The sequence below is a fragment of the Streptomyces sp. NPDC006602 genome (genome assembly GCF_042870385.1).
Classification (GTDB): domain Bacteria; phylum Actinomycetota; class Actinomycetes; order Streptomycetales; family Streptomycetaceae; genus Streptomyces.
This window is the reverse complement of the sequence record NZ_JBIAHG010000013.1, coordinates 172,781-186,174: the sequence shown is the minus strand read 5'-3', so window position 1 is coordinate 186,174 and position 13,394 is coordinate 172,781. Positions and strand designations below refer to the sequence as shown.

Here is a 13,394-nt window from a genome sequence, read left to right as displayed (position 1 = left end):
TTCACACGAGCCCGATTCACACGAGCCTCAGGAGAACCTTCCCCATGTCTGACCCGATCCTTTTCGAGGCCCTCTACCAGGGCGAGCGCTACGTCGGCTTCGACCTTCCCGAGTCTGGGACACGGCAGACCCTCTACCGGGTGGCCGACGGACAGCTCGCGGCGGCTTTCGTCGCCACCGACGGCTCCGCGGACGCGGTCCGGGCCGCCGTCACCGAGGGCGCCGAGACCGTCACCGTCACCGCCGGCGACCCGGAGGTGCGGCCTCTGCCGCCGCTGCTGCCGACGGCCACCGGGAACGCGCTGCTGAGCGGGTTCATGGGCACCCACAAGAAGAAGTGGGGCGGAAAGACCGCCCCGGAGGGCGAGTTCACACCGCCCAAGTGGTTCTTCAAGGGCTTCGGCGATTGGGTGCGGCTGCCGGGCGAGACGCTGAACGTGCCCGCGAACCCGGTCGCCCTCATCGAGGAGCCCGAGGTCGCCCTCGTCTACGTCAACGACGCCGACGGCACCCCGCACTACGCGGGCTACACCTTCGGCAACGACCTGTGCGACATCGGCCTGCACCGCCAGGACCCCGGCTACAACCCGTACTGCAAACTGTGCGACACCGCCCTCGCGCCCTGGCTGTTCCTCGGCGAACCGCCGGCCACCGTGACCGGCCGGGTCACCATCGAGCGGGACGGCGCGACCGCCTGGGAGGGCAACTTCGACTGCGGCGACGACGCCCTGTACTTCCGGATACGGGACATGGCGGAGCACCTGTTCTCGTTCCCCGCGGTGCGCCGGCCCGGACTGGTCAACTACGTGCTCCTGGGCGCCGACGAGGCCAGCTTCCACGACGGTTTCCGCATCGCCGACGGCGACCGCATCGCCATCGACGTCAAGAGCCACGGCGTGGCCTTCGACAACGCGGTCAGGTACGTCTCCCCCACTCCCCTCGCCTGAGAGGCGGGCTCCATGGCCGCCGTCGCCCGAAAGCAGCTGCACCTCGCGGCGCAGCTGCCCGGCATCCACAACGTGACCGTGTGGTCGGACCCGCGGTCCCGGAGCCAGATCGCCATCGACTCCTTCGTACGGCTCGCGCAGACCGCCGAACGCGGCAAGTTCGACTTCTTCTTCCTCGCCGAGGGACTGCGGCTGCGCGAGCACAAGGGCGAGTTCTACGACCTCGACGTCGTGGGCCGCCCGGAGAACCTGACGGTGCTCGCATCGCTGGCCGCCGTCACCTCCCGGCTGGGGCTGGCCGCCACCGTCAACGCCACCTTCAACGAGCCGTACGAGGTGGCGCGCAGGCTCGCGACCCTCGACCATCTCAGCGGCGGCCGCGCGGCCTGGAACGTGGTCACCAGCTTCGACGCGTTCACCGGCGAGAACTTCCGCCGGGGCGGCTTCCTCGCGGAGGCCGACCGCTACACCCGCGCCGCCGAGTTCCTGCACACCGCACGGCAGTTGTGGGACAGCTGGGCGGACGACGCGGTGCTCGCGGACGTGCGGGCCGGGGAGTTCGTCCGCTCCGGCGCCGGTGTGTTCGCGCACCGCGGACGGCACTTCGACATCACGGGACGGTTCACCACACCGCGCGGCCCGCAGGGGCACCCGGTGGTCATCCAGGCCGGGGAGTCCGACGCGGGCCGGGAGTTCGCCGCGGCCGACGCCGACGTCATCTTCAGCAAGTACAACCGGCTCGACGAGGCCCGCGCCTTCTACCGGGACGTCAAGGGACGTCTGGCCCGGCACGGCCGCACCCCCGACGAGCTGAAGGTCATCCCCACCGCCACCGTGGTCGTCGCCGACACCGACGAGGAGGCCACGGCGTACGCCGACGAGATCACCCGCGCCCAGGTGAGTCCGCAGACCGCGATCGCCCACCTGGAGGCGGTGTGGGGCCGCGACCTGTCGGCGTACGACCCGGACGGGCCGCTGCCGGACATCGACCCGGAGCCCGACTCCCTGGTCCTGAAGGGGCATTCGGTCTTCCGCAAGGGCCGTGCGGAGACGGCGCGCACGTGGCGCGAGCTCGCCGAGGAGCGCGGTCTGAGCATCCGTGAGCTGGTCATCGAGGTCCACGGCGGCCAGACCTTCGTCGGCAGCCCGCACACCGTCGCCGACACCATCGACCACTTCGTGCAGACCGACGGGGCCGACGGTTTCGTCCTCGTCCCGCATCTGACGCCCGGCGGCCTCGACGACCTGGTCGACCGGGTGGTGCCGCTCCTTCAGGAGAGGGGCGCCTTCCGCGAGGACTACACGGGGACGACACTCCGGGACCACCTCGGTCTGCGCCCCCGCCCCCGCACACCCGCGAAGGAGGACGCGTGACCGGCACCCCCCTGCACCTCGCCGTCGCCCTGGACGGCGCGGGCTGGCATCCGGCGGCCTGGCGGGCCGAGGACGCCCGGCCCGGCGAGCTGTTCACCGCCGGATACTGGGCGGACCTTGCCGCCGAGGCCGAGCGGGGCCTCGTCGACTTCGTCACCCTGGAGGACGCCCTCGGCCCGCAGTCCGCCGCCTTCCACCGGCCGGACGACCGCGTCGACCAGGTCAGGGGGTATCTCGACGCGGTGCTGCTCGCGGCCCTCCTCGCCCCGCTGACCACACACATCGGCCTCGTCCCCACCACGAACGTCACGCACACCGAGCCGTTCCACCTGGCCATCGGCATCGCGACCCTCGATCACGCCGCCGAGGGCCGCGCGGGCTGGCGTCCGCAGATCTCCGCGCGCGCCGCCGACGCCGCCCACTTCGGCCGCCGTACGACTCCGCAGCTGACCGATGACGACGTACGCGACCCGGAGCTGATCGCGGCGCGACTGCGGCCGCTGTTCGCGGAGGCCGCCGACGTGGTGGAGGTGGCGCGGCGGCTGTGGGACAGCTGGGAGGACGACGCGGAGATACGGGACGTGGCGACGGGCCGCTTCATCGACCGCGGCAGACTCCACCACATCGACTTCGAGGGCCCGCACTTCACGGTCAAGGGCCCGTCGATCACCCCGCGCCCGCCGCAGGGCCAGCCCCTGGTCGTGAGCCTGGCGCACGCCTCCACGCCGTACGAGTTCGCGGCGCGGGCCAGTGACGTCGTCCTCGTCACCCCGCACGACCGTGCCGGCGTGAAGTCGGTCCTCGCGCAGGTCGACGAGGCCGTGACGGCGGTCGGCCGGGACGTACGTGCCCGCCCCCTGAAGCGGTTCGCGGAACTGCTCGTCTTCCTGGACGACGAACCGGGCGCCGCCGCCCGCCGCAAGGCCCGCCTGGACGCCCTGGACGGCGCCGCACTCACCTCGGACGCCGAGATCTTCACGGGCACCCCCGGCGACCTCGCCGACCTGCTGCTCGACTGGCGCACCGCCGGCCTCGACGGCTTCCGGTTGCGCCCCGGCGTCCTGCCGCACGATCTCACCGCGATCACTCGTGGCCTGGTCCCCGAGTTGCAGCGGCGCGGCGCCTTCCGCACCGCGTACGACGCCACGACGCTGCGCGGGCACCTGGGGTTGGCCCGCCCCGACAGCCGTTACGCAGAAGCCAGTTGACCCTCACACCCATGTGAGGGTTGGAAGGTGGACCAGTGGTTAGCAACTCTCTACATTCGACCCCCTTTGTCCCCCAGCAGACACCGCGGGAAGCCGCGCAGGACACGGAGAAGCCGGCCCGTACGACCAGACAGCTCACGTACATCGCGGCCGCCCGTCTCCTGCCGTCGTTCTGCATCCTCGCCTCCCACCTGTCCTTCGAGAAGGTCTTCAAGGACCCGGACGTGCAGGACGTGTACTACCGGATCTTCAATCCGTCCGGGTTCAACGCGGTGTCGTTCTTCATCGTGCTCAGCGGCTTCATCCTGACCTGGATCTCCGCGAACCGGCCTCCGGACCGCGGCTTCGTGGCCCGGCGGCTGCTGCGCATCCTGCCCGTGCACTTCCTGACCTGGGCCATGGTGGTGTGCGCGTTCGGCGCCATGTTCGCGGGCTCGGGCCTGTTCGCCACGCTCACCCTGCTGCAGGGCTGGTTCCCCGACCACGCCGTCTACTGGGCGGCCAACGCCCCCGCCTGGACCCTGTCGACCGAACTCGTGCTCTACGCGATGTTCCCGGCGGCGTACCGGTATCTGTCCCGCAGAACCGACCGCGCCCTGTTCCTGGTCCTCGGTTCCCTGGTCGCTGTCGTGGTGCTCCTGCCGGTGGCCCTCCAGGCACTGCCGGACGGTGCGACGTTCGCCAACGCGGCGTTCACCGAGCGCGGCCACCTCGTCAGCGTCTCGGAGTGGAAGTACTGGCTGGTCTACGTCTTCCCGCTCACCCGCGTCATCGAGGCGCTGTGCGGCATGGTGGTCTGCCTCCTCGTGCTGCGCGGCCGGTGGACGCGGAACGTCCTGCTGCCCACCGCCCTCCTCGTGCTCGCCGTCGTCGTCGAGGAGCTGTGGGCCCCGATCCTGCTCACCATGTCGGCCCTGACGATCGTGCCGATCGTGCTGCTCATCGGTGCCCTCGCGGCCAAGGAGGCGTCCAGGTGGGGCACGGACACGTCCGCCGCACGGGAGGGCAGGGCCGCACGTGCGGTCGCCCGCGTGTCGGCCTACGGCAAGTACACGTTCGGGATCTACATGTACCAGTGGGCGTTCATCCTGGTCTGCCAGCAGTACCTGCACCCCTGGGGCAACGGAACGGCCACCGGCGTCCTGCTGATCGTCGCGTTCTACGCGCTGTGCGTAGCAATGTCGATCCTGTCGTCACGTTATGTCGAAGCCCCGGTCAACCGCTTCATGAAGCCCGCGATCGCCGCATATGGGCACAGGTGAGAGCCCGTCCCGGGGTCTTCCCCGGGCAAGGAACCCACCCTGCGGCTGCGCTGTGCTGTACTCGACGACTTCCAGAACATGGCGAACCAAGAGCGCCGACCGGTCAGCCAGCGGGAGCAGTTCCGCGCGGTCGCCAGCCGGTACGAGCGTGAATGCGTCTGCAACGGCCCCTGGCCGTTGCCGCGTTCCTCATCCGGCTCCGCGACCGCCCGGCGGTCCCGGCTGCAGTACGGGCTCCGCCGTAGCACCTCGTTGTTCCCCGTGGCAGCTCAGCTCGGCACTCATGGGATCTCAACAGAAGACGGACCCAGCGTCCGGCACACGCATAGCCAGGGCGAAGACCTTGCGCTCCCCTCCCCCGGACGACGGTTCCGCAACCTGACCAACCATCAGGAGATCAAGAATTCGAACCCGAGACCCCCGATGCTGCATCTCGGCACCTACTCACATGCGTTGTCGCAGCTCCACAGGTCACGGGCAATGCAGACGTCCATGTCGCTCACCTCACCGGCGCATCAGCAGGCGCCTCCGAGGACGCAGGCCGGCCCTTTGGACAGGATGTTCCCCGCGCCAACAACAGCTCCCGTGATGACACCCGTGACAGCGGCCGCCAGTCCGTACCCACGGGCGACGTCATAGACACCCGTGGGTGATCCTGGCGAGTAGATGCCGGCCGGCCTGGGCCAGGGCTCGGCGCTGGGGGCACGGGTGGGTTCCTTCGCTGGCGTTCCGATACTCGGTCCTGGCGTGCGCGGCGGTTGCTCGACGGCTTCAGTGCTCAGCCGGCCCGTTTCCCAGCAGATCCAGCAGCCGGAAGAACGGCTCCTCCGCGAAATCGGTGCCCTCCTGCGAACACCTCCAGGAGGTCCGATGGATCAGGCAGAAGGCCGGCCTTACTCGCCCAGACGGCAGCGGCGTGTGCGGCCTCCTCCGGGGGCGGGAGCTCGGCGTCGAAATCCTCGTTGTCGTCCTCGCAGTGGGCCTCGGCGGCCTCCCGAACCAGACAGGCCCGCCAGTGGCCACCCCCGGCGGAGAAGCCCTCGACGAGGACGGTGTCGCTGTGCAGTGCGAAGCCCGTCAGCGACACACCCCCACGTAGCGGGCGACGAGCCGCAGGGGAAGACGATCGCGTGACACGAGGGCAAGCAGCAGCGTCGTCGCATTCGGCGCCCTCATCGACACCCGAACTGAATCGAGGCTGTTGAGCGCCAACTGCTGCAGGCGCAGGAGTCGCTCTGCTGTCGATCGCCCCCCTCCAGGCGGAGCGCGTTGATCGTGGGATTGTCCGGATATCACAACCCTGCGGCCTTGAGCACGCCTGCGAGGGCACGGCGGATCGGGACCGCTTGCACGAGCTCTGCACGCTTGGCCACCACACTGAACCCAACAGACCCGAGCTGTATGGCATCACCGAACAAAATGCCAGGTCACAGCCCTGTGAACCGAAACGCCCACCGGCTTACAATCTCAGACCTACGCATTGCGATGCGTAGACCACAGGTGCCCGATTAGTCCGGATTCCAAGGTCACCCGAAACAAGAAACCCCAGGTCAAAGACCTGACCCGGGGTTCAGAATGGAGCCGCCTTCGGGATTCGAACCCGAGACCTACGCATTACGAGTGCGTTGCTCTGGCCATCTGAGCTAAGGCGGCACGCCGTCCGCACCATGGTGCGATCAGCAACGGAGGAAAGTCTACACAGTTTCCGAGGGTGCTCCGTACCGGCCCTGCGGGCAGGGGTCCCGGGGCCGGGCACAGGGCTTACGAGCAGCGCTTTCCGTCCGTCGGAGGGGTCCCGCGGAGCAGGTATGCGTTGATCGTGGAGTCGATGCAGGTGCTGCCGCGGCCGTAGGCGGTGTGGCCGTCGCCCTCGTAGGTGAGGAGGCGGGCGGAGGAGAGCTGGGCGGACAGGCTCCGGGCCCAGCGGTAGGGCGTGGCCGGGTCGCGGGTGGTGCCGACCACGAGGATCGGGGCCGCGCCCTTCGCCTCGATGCGGTGCGGCCCGCCCGTGGGCTTGACCGGCCAGTACGCGCAGTTCAGGGAGGCCCAGGCGAGGCCCTCGCCGAAGACCGGGGACGCCTTCTCGAAGGCGGGGAGGTCTTTGCGTACCGCGTCCGGGGTGTCGAAGGCGGCCGGGAGGTCGAGGCAGTTCACGGCGGCGTTGGCGAACATCAGGTTCGCATAGCGGCCGTCGGCGTCCCGCTCGTAGTAGCTGTCCGAGAGGACCAGCAGGCCCGCGCCGTCGTTCTCCTTCATCGCCGAGGTCAGCGCCTCGCGCAACTGCGCCCAGGCTCCCTCGTCGTACATCGCCGCGATCACGCCGGTAGTGGCGAGGGACTCGCCGAGCCTACGGCCGTCCGCGTCGCCGGTGGGGATCGGGCGGGCGTCCAGCTTCTTGAAGAAGGCCTTGAGGTTCCGGCCGACCTGGTCGGGCGTAGTCCTCCTGCCGCCCAGCGGGCAGTCCGGCTGCTGCACGCACTCCTTCGCGAACGCCTGGAACGCCGTCTCGAAGCCCGCCGTCTGGTCGAGGTTCATCCGGCGGGCGGTCAGCGAGGGGTCCATCGCGCCGTCCAGGACGAGTCGGCCGGCCCGTTCCGGGAAGAGGCCCGCGTACGTCGCCCCGAGGAACGTCCCGTACGACGCCCCCACGTAGCTGAGCTTCGGGTCGCCCAGCGCCGCCCGCACGATGTCCATGTCCCGGGCCGCCTCGACCGTGGACACATGACGCAGCAGCCGAGGTGAGCGGGCACCGCAGCCCTCCGCGAACTCCTGGTAGGCGTCGACGAGTTCGGTGGTCTCCCGCTCGTCGTCGGGCGTGGCGTCCGTCTGCGTGTACGCGTCCATGTCCCGCCCGCCGAGGCATTCGACGGGCTCGCTGCGGGCGACGCCGCGCGGATCGACCGCCACCATGTCGTAGCGGGCGCGGACGTCGGCCGGGTAGCCGATCCCGGCGTACGCCTGGAGGTAGCCGATCGCCGAGCCTCCCGGCCCGCCCGGGTTCACGAGCAGCGACCCGAGACGCCTGCCAGGGCCCGTGGCCTTCTTGCGCGCCACGGCGAGCCGGACATCACCGTCGGTCGGCTTCGCGTAGTCGAGCGGCGCCTTCAGCGTGCCGCACTCGAAGCCGGGGACGCCGCAGCTGCGCCAGTTCACCTTCTGTCCGTAGTACGACGCGAGCGCGGCCGGCGTGGCCTCCGGCAGCGCGGCCGACGCCGCCTGAGCCGCCGCGCCGCCAGTGCTCGTCGCGCTCCCCGAGGAGCAGGCGGAGACGAGCAGCGCGGCGGCTGCGAGGAGAGCTCCGCCGGTGCGGACTCTGCTTGTGCGCGCGTGCCGGACGGGCGGATTGTTCTGGCCTGCCGTGGTGAGGGGGTGGAAGCTGCGCCTGATGTACATCAACCGAGCGTAACTCTGCGCAGTGCCTTGAGTGCTCTCCGTGCATGCCGTGGCTCGTACGAGTGACATGGTCGGCTTCCTGCGGGTGGGGCCCTGTCGGTGCGGGCGGGTGGCGTGGGCTGTCATGGGTGAGCGGGCGGTGGCCAGGCGTTGCCCTGTCGGGGGTGTGCAGGGCGACGGCTGTCAGCGATGGGCAGCCGAGGAGTGCCGGCGGTGGGCGGGCGAGGACTGTCAGGGATGGAGCGGACGTCCGCCCCGCTCCATCGGTCTCAGCCCGCTCTCAGCGCCATCGTCATCGCCTCCACCGCGAGCAGCGGAGCCACATTGCGGTCGAGGGCGTCGCGGCACGCGGCGATCGCCTCGATGCGGCGGAGCGTGGACTCCGGGGAGCCGGCGCGGGCGAGCCGCTCCAGGGCGTCCTCCGCGTCGGCGTTGGAGATCGCCACGCGGGAGCCGAGCTGGAGGGCGAGGACGTCGCGGTAGAAACCGGTGAGGTCGGTCAGGGCGAGGTCGAGACTGTCGCGCTGCGTACGCGTCCGGCGTCGCTTCTGCCTGTCCTCCAGGTCCTTCATCACGCCCGCCGTGCCACGCGGCATCCGGCCGCCCTGGGACGCGCCCATCGCCGCCTTCAGCTCCTCGGTCTCCTTGCCGTCCATCTCCTCGGCGAGCTGCTTGGCGTCGTCCGAGGCCGCGTCGACCAGCTCCTGCGCGGCCTTGAGGCAACCGCCGATGTCCTCGACCCGCAGCGGCAGCTTCAGCACGGCCGCCCGGCGCGCGCGGGCGGCCGGGTCGGTGGCGAGACGGCGGGCCTGGTCGACGTGCCCTTGCGTGGCGCGCGCGGCGGCCATGGCGGCGGCCGGTTCGACGCCCTCCCGGCGTACGAGCATGTCCGCCACGGCTTCGACCGACGGCGTCGAGAGGTTCAGGTGGCGGCAGCGGGAGCGGATGGTCGGCAGGACGTCCTCGATGGACGGGGCGCACAGCAGCCAAACTGTGCGCGGAGCGGGCTCCTCCACGGCCTTGAGGACGGCGTTGGCAGACTTCTCGTTCAGGCGCTCGGCGTCCTCGACGAGGATGACCTGCCAGCGGCCGTTGGCCGGCGAGGTGAACGACTTGCGGACGGTGTCCCGCATGTCGTCGACGAGGATCTGCGACCCCACGGCGGCGACGGTGGAGACGTCGGCGTGGGTGCCGATCAGCGCCGTATGGCAGCCGTCGCAGAACCCGCAGCCGGGGGACCCGCCCAGAGCGCGGTCCGGGCTGACGCACTGCAGCGCGGCGGCGAAGGCCCGCGCCGCCTGGTTCCGCCCCGCACCGGGCGGCCCCGTGAACAGCCAGGCGTGGGTCATCTTCGACGCCTCGGGCGGCGGTGTGTGAGCGGCGGCAGCGGTGACCAGGGCGTCGGCGTCCCGGGCAGCGGCACCGAGCTGCTCGCTCACCCTCTCCTGTCCGACCAGGTCGTCCCAGACGGTCATCCCTCACCCCGCCCTTTCGTCACGTTTCGCGTTGCGGCTTCCATTGTGCGGGGTGGCACTGACAACGGTCGGGCGGACTGTACGCCGCGCCTGCGAGCAGCCGCATCCACCCAGCCTCGGACTGCTGGGCATGCGGCAATGCGGCAACCGGGGTGTCCGAGCCGCTCAGCCTGGACCAGGGGCCCCCGCAGCCTGCGGGCGCGCGGCCGCACCGCACCGCACACGCCCCGGCCGGCCAAGAAGCCCCGCGTCCTGCGGGCAGTCCTGCTGCGTGGCGGCACTGTGGGCGCTGGCGGCACCCTTGAGCGCCGACGAGCGAAGCCACCCGCCGGCACCGACCCCGGCCGGCCCGCCGGAAAACCCGGCTCAGCCCCGCCGGCCGCGTCCGCGCCGCCCCCGCCCCTCATCGAACTCCTCGTCCCCGTGGGGACCCAGCAGCTCGTCCGCCAACGTCGGTAGATCGTCCAGCGGCGTCTCTTCGGCCCAGTCCGAGCGCGCCCGTCGCCGCGGCGCCCCGGACTCGTCGACCTGCGGCAACTCACGCGTCCGGTCATCGGTCCCGTCCGGCTGTGCCCCGGGACCGGTGGCCCCGGCCTGATCGTCCCGGAAGAACCCCGGCGGAACCCGGTCCCCGGGAAGCTCATCCCGCACGGGAGGCAGTACGGCCGTCTCGTCCGCGGCACCGTCCGGCGCCACCGGCGGCAACACCGCCGTCTCGTCCGCCGCCCCCGGCGGAACCGGCGGCTGGGGCAGCTCGGCGGTCACCTCTGCGTCCGGTCCTCCGGCGGCCCCGGAAGAGGACCGCCCACCCGACTGGTCGTCCCGCACTGGGCGCAGCACTGCGGTCTCGTCCGTGTCCCTCGGCGCCACCGGAGGAAGCACCGCCGTCTCGTCGTCAGCGGCCACCGACGGCAGTACGGCCGTCTCGTCCACCGGCCCACCCGACGCGTTCGTCGGCGTCACCATCGGTGTCTCCACGGTCGCCGCGTCCGGCGCGGAGCGGGAAGCCTGCGGCCGAGTCGCCGGCGACTTGGGCCCCGCCTCCGCCGCGGCCGCCGCCTGCTCGGCCAGCCGCCGGGCCTCCTCGGCCCGCAGCAGCGCCTCCTCGGCCTTGCGCTGCTTCTCCAGGCGCCGCGCCTCGGCCTCGGCGCGCAGTCGTGCCTCCTCCTCGGCCTGCTTGCGGCGCCGGTCTTCCGCGGCCTTGCGGCGGGCCTCTTCCTCGGCCCGCGCCTTCTCCTCGGCAAGGAGCCGTGCCCGCTCCTCCTCGGCACGGCGGCGCGCTTCCTCGGCCCGTACCCGGGCCTCCTCCGCCTGCCGTTCGGCCTCGCGCCGCTGCGCCTCCTCCAGCTCGCGCCGCTTGCGCTCCTCCTCCTCGGCGCGCAGCCGTTCGAGCTGCTCCTGGCGCTCGCGCTCCAGTCGCTCCTCCTCGGCCTTGCGGGCGGCCTCCTCCTCAGCCTTGCGCCGGGCCTCTTCCTCGGCCTTCCGGCGGGCTTCCTCCTGGGCCTGGATCTCGGCCTCGGACAGCGGCAGCATCTGGTCGAGCCGGTGGCGTACGACGGTCGTGACGGCCTCGGGCTCCTGGCCCGCGTCCACGACCAGGTAGCGTCCCGGGTCGGCGGCGGCCAGCGTCAGGAAACCGGACCGCACGCGCGCGTGGAACTCGGCCGGCTCCGACTCGAGCCGGTCCGGTGCCTCGGTGAACCGCTCGCGCGCGATCTCGGGCGAGACATCCAGCAGCACCGTCAGATGGGGCACGAGCCCGTCCGTCGCCCAGCGGTTGATCCGGGCGATCTCGGTCGGGGACAGGTCACGGCCGGCCCCCTGGTAGGCCACCGAGGAGTCGATGTAGCGGTCGGAGATGACCACCGCGCCGCGCTCCAGCGCGGGCCGCACCACCGTGTCGACGTGCTCCGCGCGGTCCGCCGCGTACAGCAGCGCCTCCGCCCGGTGCGACAGTCCGGCGCTGGACACGTCCAGGAGGATCGACCGCAGCCGCTTGCCCACCGGAGTGGCCCCCGGCTCGCGCGTCACCACGACCTCGTGCCCCTTGGCCCTGATCCACTCGGCGAGCGCCTCGGCCTGGGTGGACTTACCGGCCCCGTCGCCGCCCTCCAGGGCGATGAAGAAACCGGTGTCGGCAGGTGCGGTCACCGGGTCGTCGCCGCCGAGCAGCGCGTCCCGCAGATCGTGCCGCAGCGGCACACCGGAGCGGTCGTCGACCTTGGCCAGCACCAGCGCGGCCACCGGCAGCAGCAGCGCGCCGATCAGCATCAGGGTGAAGGCCGCGCCGCCGTGCGCGAACACGAACTTGCCGTTCTCCAGGCGGTGCGGGCCGATCGCCGCCGCCACCAGGGGCGCCACCAGCGCGCCCAGGGCCACGGAGACCCGAACGACCGCGTGCAGATGCTCGGTCGTTCGCGCCCGCCGGTGCTCCTCGGTCTCCAGGTCGAGCAGTGTGTGCCCGGTGTTGGCAGCCACGCCCGCGCCGACGCCGGCCAGCCCGAGGATCAGCACCACGCTGGTGACGTCCGGGACGAGCCCGGCGGCCAGCAGCGCGACGCCGGTGAAGGCGAGCGCCAGCGCCAGCAGGCGGCGTCGCGACAGCGTCCGCAGCACGGAAGGCGCCGTACGGATGCCCACGACCACGCCGCCGGTCAGCGCGCCCACCAGCAGTCCGTACATCACCGGGCCGCCGCCCAGGTCCTTGGCGTGCAGCACGGACACGGCGACCGCGGCCGCCGACGCCCCGGCGATCGCCGCGCAGGCGAGCACCAGCAGCGGGATCGCGCCGGTGCGGCCCTTGTCGACGCCCGTGCCCGTCTTGGGCCGGCGCAGCCCCTCCAGCGGCGAACGCGCGCGCGGGGTGCGCGTGTCGGGCAGTTCCAGGAAGGTCAGCACGGACAGGGACGCGGCGAACAGTCCGGCCGCGACGTACGAGGCGAGGGCTGCCTGGTGCTGGGCGAACCAGGCGATGCCCGAGCCGAGCAGGTTGTTGAGCAGACTCGCGACAACGAGGGCGACGGCCGCGAGCGGGATCGCCACGAAGGTCGTACGCAGTGACAGGCGGCGCAGGGCGTCCATGTGGTCCGGCAGCGGTCGTACCGTCGCGCCCTCCGGGGGCGGGGCGGGCAGCAGCGCGGGCGCCGCGCTCTCGCGGCACACCGTCCAGAAGCGCTCGGCGACACCGGTCACGAAGGCGGTGACCAGAAGGACGGCCAGCGCGTCGTCGGGCGTCCAGTCGATCCACAGGGGCGCCACGATGAGCACCGCGGCCCGCAGCCCGTCCGCGCCGACCATGGTCCAGCGGCGGTCGAGCGGGCCGTCCTGGGAGGTGAGTGAGGTCAGCGGGCCGAGGAGAACGGCACCGAAGAGAAGCGTCGCGAGGACGCGCACTCCGAAAACGGTCGCCACTGCGAACGCCACGCCCCGGTAGCCGCCGCCGAACGATTCCTCGGCGATGGCCGCCTGGAGGGCGAGGACGACCAGCACCAGAAGCGCGAGGGTGTCACCGACACCGCCCACGAGTTGTGCGCTCCACAACCGTTTCAGCTGCGGTCGGCGCAGCAGGGCGCGGACGGCGCGCTCGCGGGAGTCCGCGACCAGGGCGTCGTCGGGGGCCGGGTGAGGGGCCGTTGGCTGCTCCGCTGGGGTCATGCTTTCAGCCTATCGGGACCCACCGACAGGCCGGGGCGCGCGTCCGAACGTGCGCACGCCCCGACACCAAAGTGATGCCGG

Annotated in this window: 7 protein-coding genes and 1 tRNA gene; 4 read left to right on the top strand and 4 right to left on the bottom strand. The window is 71.8% G+C overall.

All coding sequences use genetic code 11. From position 1 onward, the window contains the following. The first annotated feature begins 44 nt into the window (after positions 1 to 44). The 4 genes from ACFYO2_RS29285 to ACFYO2_RS29270 are packed head-to-tail and all read left to right on the top strand — an operon-like array spanning position 45 to position 4,791. Positions 45 to 947: a fumarylacetoacetate (FAA) hydrolase gene (locus tag ACFYO2_RS29285; protein WP_388355046.1), complete on the top strand. Its 903-nt coding sequence runs from the start codon at positions 45 to 47 to the stop codon at positions 945 to 947. A gap of 12 nt (positions 948 to 959) precedes the next feature. Continuing rightward, positions 960 to 2,321 (top strand): NtaA/DmoA family FMN-dependent monooxygenase, encoded by a 1,362-nt coding sequence (locus ACFYO2_RS29280; RefSeq protein ID WP_388355045.1) that lies wholly within the window; start codon positions 960 to 962, stop codon positions 2,319 to 2,321. Continuing rightward, positions 2,318 to 3,529 (top strand): LLM class flavin-dependent oxidoreductase, encoded by a 1,212-nt coding sequence (locus ACFYO2_RS29275; RefSeq protein ID WP_388355043.1) that lies wholly within the window; start codon positions 2,318 to 2,320, stop codon positions 3,527 to 3,529. The genes ACFYO2_RS29280 and ACFYO2_RS29275 overlap by 4 nt, the downstream gene beginning before the upstream one ends. Before the next feature lie 35 nt (positions 3,530 to 3,564). Then, the gene (locus ACFYO2_RS29270; protein WP_388355041.1) at positions 3,565 to 4,791 is read left to right on the top strand and encodes an acyltransferase family protein; all 1,227 of its coding nucleotides are present in this window, start codon (positions 3,565 to 3,567) and stop codon (positions 4,789 to 4,791) included. 1,576 nt (positions 4,792 to 6,367) lie between these two features. Here the strand turns inward: ACFYO2_RS29270 and ACFYO2_RS29265 are convergent. The 4 genes from ACFYO2_RS29265 to tmk all read right to left on the bottom strand — a co-directional run bounded on the left by ACFYO2_RS29265 (position 6,368) and on the right by tmk (position 13,313). After that, a tRNA-Thr gene (locus tag ACFYO2_RS29265) sits at positions 6,368 to 6,444 on the bottom strand. A 108-nt stretch (positions 6,445 to 6,552) separates the two neighbouring features. Further along, the gene (locus tag ACFYO2_RS29260) at positions 6,553 to 8,184 is read right to left on the bottom strand and encodes an alpha/beta hydrolase (RefSeq protein WP_388355039.1); all 1,632 of its coding nucleotides are present in this window, start codon (positions 8,182 to 8,184) and stop codon (positions 6,553 to 6,555) included. A 269-nt stretch (positions 8,185 to 8,453) separates the two neighbouring features. Beyond that, a complete protein-coding gene (locus ACFYO2_RS29255) occupies positions 8,454 to 9,659 on the bottom strand; it encodes a DNA polymerase III subunit delta' (RefSeq protein WP_388355038.1) in 1,206 nt (401 codons plus the stop codon). Between the two features lie 366 nt (positions 9,660 to 10,025). Next, positions 10,026 to 13,313, bottom strand: coding sequence for a dTMP kinase (gene tmk, locus ACFYO2_RS29250; RefSeq protein WP_388355037.1), 3,288 nt, complete (start codon positions 13,311 to 13,313; stop codon positions 10,026 to 10,028). Positions 13,314 to 13,394 lie beyond the last annotated feature (81 nt).